The organism is Allorhizocola rhizosphaerae (assembly GCF_003426775.1).
Classification (GTDB): domain Bacteria; phylum Actinomycetota; class Actinomycetes; order Mycobacteriales; family Micromonosporaceae; genus Allorhizocola; species Allorhizocola rhizosphaerae.
This window is the reverse complement of the sequence record NZ_QJUG01000391.1, coordinates 1-4,172: the sequence shown is the minus strand read 5'-3', so window position 1 is coordinate 4,172 and position 4,172 is coordinate 1. Positions and strand designations below refer to the sequence as shown.

Sequence of the window (4,172 nt, the reverse complement as noted above, 5' to 3'; positions counted from 1 at the left end):
GCGCGAGCGGCCGGGCTTGGCGGCGGCGGACTGGGAGGCCGAGCGCGAGCGGCCGGGCTTGGCGGCGGACTGGGAGGCCGAGCCGGAGCGGGCGGGCTTGGCGAGGGCCGGAGGGGAGGCTGAGCCGGATCCGGATGCAGGGCCGACGAGCTTGGCTGTGGCGGCAGGGGAGCCGGGGCGGCATGTGGAGTCCGCGCCGTTTGGCGCGCCGGAACCGTTTGCCCCGGCAGAACCGTTTGCTGAGCCGGATCCTTTTGCTGAGCCCGAGCCGCGTGCGCGGCCGAGGCGTTCCGGCGCGCCAGGCGGGGAGCCTGCGGCCGTGGGCAAGCCGGAGCCCGTGCGGGATCCACCCGCGCAACCGCCGTCGCAACCCAAGCCCGAACGGGAGCCGAAACCGAAAAGCAAGCGGAAGCGCAAGCGTGACAGTGATGATGACGTGGCGTGGTGGCGTGAGGACGTGCCGGAGGGGGAGCAGCGCGATGTGGTATGACAGCTGCCTCACGCTCGTGTCGTGCTACCGCGTGGCGGGCGGTGCCGTGGCCGCGCTGCTGGGGCTGGGCGTGCTGATCGGTGCGGCGTTCAACCTCACCGCCGCCACGGCACGCGATCCGTGGTGGGACAGGCTGCTGGGGATCGTGGATGTGGACGGATCCCCGGAAGGTGTTCGCGGCAGTTGGCGAGAGATGGGCGTCTCGCCGGAACGGGTCGACGGTTCGTCCGAAGGCGTCTCGGAAGGGGGTGAGGATGGCGACGCTGGAGTCGGGGCGCACCGCGCTTGACGACGCGTATGCCAAGGCCACGCGCGACATCGCGGGCAACATCGTCGGCGGGGCGTTCATCGCGGGCCAGACGTGGCCGACGGTGTGGGTGCGCGACGCGGCGTACGCCATCGACCTGGGCGCCGGGTTCGCCTATCCGCAGATCGCCCGGCAGACCATCACCGGTGTGGCGACCACGGACGGGCTGTGGGCGCAGGATCGGTGCGCGCACTTCGGCGGCTGGCCCAATCTGACCGACGCCATCGTGGGGGCCATCGGCGCGTGGGCGTCCTATGTGGCCGATCCCGACCCGTCGTTCCTGCGGTGGGCGTATGGCGTGACGGTGGCCAGCCTGGCGCGCGCCGAGCGGGAGGTGTTCGACGGTGGGCTCTTCCGCGGGTGCGCCAGCTTCATGGAGTCCAACAGCGCCTATCCGCTTTGGCTCGCGTTCAACGGGCGGGCCGTGGGGCGGATGAAGGCGTTGAGCACCAACGTTTTGCACTATCGGGCCTACCGGATCGCCGCGCGGATGGCCGGACTGCTCGGGGTCGAGGACCTCTTTACAGCGAAGGCCGAGGCGCTGAAGCGGGCGATCAACGAGCGGCTGTGGTCGCCGAGACTGGGCCACTACACCTATTACGAGGGCTCGCACCGGCGAGAGGGACTGGGCGAGGCGCTGGCCGCCCTGTGGGGAGTGGCCGAGTGGGATCGGGTCAAGTCGATGCACGTCACGCCGCACGGCGTGCCGTGCCGGTGGCCGCGCTACCTGCTGTGGCGGCCCCCGCTGAGGCGCGCCGAGTACTACCACAACGGGATGGTGTGGCCGTTCGTGCAGGGGTACTGGGCTTGGGCCGCGGCCAAGCACGGTGACGTGGGCGTGTTCGCCGCCGAGTTGGGCCATCTGACTGGCCTGGCCGGCAAAGCCGCGACGCTGCACGAGTTTTACCGGCCGCACAGCGGCCGGGCGGACGGGTCACCGCGCCAGTTGTGGAGCGCGGCCGGGCTGCACGCGATGGTCCACTATGGACTGTTCGGGATGGACACCGACGTCGACAGGGTGCGGTTCGCCCCTGTCGTGCCCGAGGGGTTCACGTCGCTGGTGCTGCGCGACTTGCACTTCCGGCAGATGACCCTGACGATTCGCGTGGCTGGACACGGTACCCAGATAAGGGGTTTTGAATTGGACGGCAGCCCGCAGGCCGCACCGGAGATCCCGGGTGACCTGACGGGCCGCCATGAGATAGCAATTACGCTTTAAAGCGCTCGTTTGTTGAGCAGGCGGTTCGGCGTCCCGGACAGGCTGCCGGTCACCACGTTGGGCGTGGTGTTGTTGACGATCCAGGCGTGCACGGTCGCCTGGCTGCCGTTGCCCATTGCCTGCTTGTACAGGGCCGCGATCCCGGCAGCGTGCGGAGTGGCCATGGACGTGCCGCTGAGGCTCGATGTCCCACCGCCAGGAACGGTCGACACGATGGCCGAGCCGGGTCCGTAGAGGTCGACGCACGGCCCGATCGACGAGTAGCTGGCTCGGGCGTCGGTGGACGTGGTCGCCGCGACGACGAGGGCCGCGGTCAGGTTGCGCGGCAAGCGGTCGCACGAGTTGGCGCCGGTGTTGCCGGCCGAGGTCGCCAGGAACACACCCGCGTTCATCATGTTGGTCAGCGCGGTGGCAAGGGTCGCGCTGTAGGTGAAGTTCCACGAGGTGTTGGCGACCGCCGGGGCGATCCGGTTGTTGGTCACCCAGTTGACGGCGTTGACCGCGCTGGTCAGCGTGCCGCTGCCGGCGCAGTTGAGCCACTTGACGCCGTGCAGGCGCACGCCCTTGGCCACGCCGTAGGAGGCGGAGCCGATCGTGCCCGCGACGTGCGTGCCGTGGTTGTTGCAGTCGGTGTTGTTGGTGTCGATCGTGTTGACGTCGAAGGTGGCCCGGTTGCCGAAGTTGGGGTGCTGCGCCCAGATGCCCGTGTCGATGACGTACGCGTGCACGCCCGCACCGGTGGCGTTGTAGGTGTAGCTATTGGACAGTGGCAGGTTCGTCTGGTCGATGCGGTCGATGCCCCACGCCGGGGTCGGGCTCTGCGTGACATCGAGGACGTTGTGGTGCCAGAAGTCCTGCTCGATGATCGTCACGTTCGCGTTGTGCCGCAGCGACCGGACCTGCGCTGCGGTGAGGTCGGCGGTGAACCCGCCGTTGAATGTTGCGATCGGCGCGACGCGCAGCGTCGTCGTGTTGACCGAGGTGCCGGGCGCGAACGAGACCAGGTACCGTCCGGGGATCGGCTCGATGTCCGGTCCACTCGCGACGGTCACGGCCAGTGGTTCGGCGCGGAACGGTCCGCCGGCCCCGAGTGCGGGTTCGGCCGCGACGAACACTCCAGCGAGGAGCGCGACGGCCGTGAGGGTGGCTTTATACATGAGTGGACAATAATCGATATCTAGTTCTTTCCGGAAGCAGGGCATAATCGTGCGGGTGACGACATGGGAGTACGCGCGGCTCGAATACCGCGCGACCGGAGACTTCGGCACCGACCGGTTCATGGACTGGCGAGCCACCTTCTACAGCGCCGAGGGCAAGGTGGCGTGGGGGATCGACGATCGGCACGACGACATCGGCCACCTCAACCGCGCCGGTGCGCAGGGGTGGCAGTGCTACGACCGCACCGCCGCGTTCTACCCCAACGAGCCGCACCGCCTGCAGGCGGTGACCTACTCCTTCCGGCGGCCCATCGAGTGATCACCTTCGGCGTCCTGGGGCCGGTCGTCGCGCGCGCCGACGACGGCGAGATCGACATAGGCGAGCCCCGGCGCCGGGCGGTCCTCGGCGCGCTGCTACTCGACAACGGCCGCGTGGTCCGGCTCGACCGCTTGATCGCCCTGCTGTGGGGGCATCACCCGCCGGCGACCGCCCGCAAGGCGGTGCAGGTGTATGTCTCGCAGCTGCGCCGGATGCTGCGCGGAGTGGCCCTGGAAACCGACGGCGACGGGTACCAGCTGCGCTGCCCGCCCGAGTCGATCGACCTGTTCGTCTTCCGCGACCTGGTGGGGCGGGCCAAGCAGGAGATGGCACCCGCGCCCAGGCGGGCGCTGCTGTCCAAGGCGGTCGGCATGTGGCGCGGCGACGCCCTGGCCGGCGCGGCCGAGGATGGGCTGCTCGCCCGGGTGGGTCAGTCGCTGGACGAGGAGCGGCTGGCGGCATTGGAAGACCTGTACGAGGCGGAGCTGCGGCTGGGCAACGACCGCGAGGTGCTGCACCGGCTGCAGTGCCTGGCGCTGGAGCATCCGCTGCGCGAGCGGCTCGCCGGGCTGGTGATGGTGGCCCTGCACCGCAGCGGCCGGCGCGCGGAGGCGGCGCTGGTGTTCCCGCGGCTGCGCGCCGCGCTGGTGGCCGAGACGGGGCTGGAGCCGGGGCGGGCG

Annotated in this window: 5 protein-coding genes and 1 pseudogene; 5 read left to right on the top strand and 1 reads right to left on the bottom strand. The window is 70.1% G+C overall.

All coding sequences use genetic code 11. The features are described 5' to 3' along the window. From DM816_RS44070 to DM816_RS40655, 3 genes and pseudogenes are all read left to right on the top strand, one after another. Positions 1–490 (top strand): annotated as a pseudogene (locus DM816_RS44070) (hypothetical protein); the annotation flags it as partial. Beyond that, positions 480–779 carry a hypothetical protein gene (locus DM816_RS40660; RefSeq protein WP_117215774.1) on the top strand — a complete coding sequence of 100 codons (300 nt, stop codon included), beginning with the start codon at positions 480–482 and terminating at the stop codon, positions 777–779. The pseudogene DM816_RS44070 and the gene DM816_RS40660, both read left to right, overlap by 11 nt. Continuing rightward, positions 745–2,016, top strand: a complete 1,272-nt coding sequence (locus DM816_RS40655) for an MGH1-like glycoside hydrolase domain-containing protein (RefSeq protein WP_117215773.1) — start codon at positions 745–747, stop codon at positions 2,014–2,016. Before DM816_RS40660 ends, DM816_RS40655 begins: the two co-directional genes overlap by 35 nt. Here DM816_RS40655 and DM816_RS40650 read toward each other — a convergent pair. After that, positions 2,013–3,173, bottom strand: coding sequence for a S8 family peptidase (locus tag DM816_RS40650; protein ID WP_117215772.1), 1,161 nt, complete (start codon positions 3,171–3,173; stop codon positions 2,013–2,015). The genes DM816_RS40655 and DM816_RS40650 overlap by 4 nt on opposite strands. 55 nt (positions 3,174–3,228) lie before the next feature. Between DM816_RS40650 and DM816_RS40645 the strand changes: the two genes are divergently transcribed. Both DM816_RS40645 and DM816_RS40640 read left to right on the top strand, forming a co-directional pair. Next, positions 3,229–3,492, top strand: coding sequence for a hypothetical protein (locus DM816_RS40645; RefSeq protein WP_117215775.1), 264 nt, complete (start codon positions 3,229–3,231; stop codon positions 3,490–3,492). Continuing rightward, a partial coding sequence (locus DM816_RS40640; RefSeq protein WP_162908367.1) for an AfsR/SARP family transcriptional regulator occupies positions 3,489–4,172 on the top strand: 684 nt, incomplete at its 3' end. The genes DM816_RS40645 and DM816_RS40640, both read left to right, overlap by 4 nt.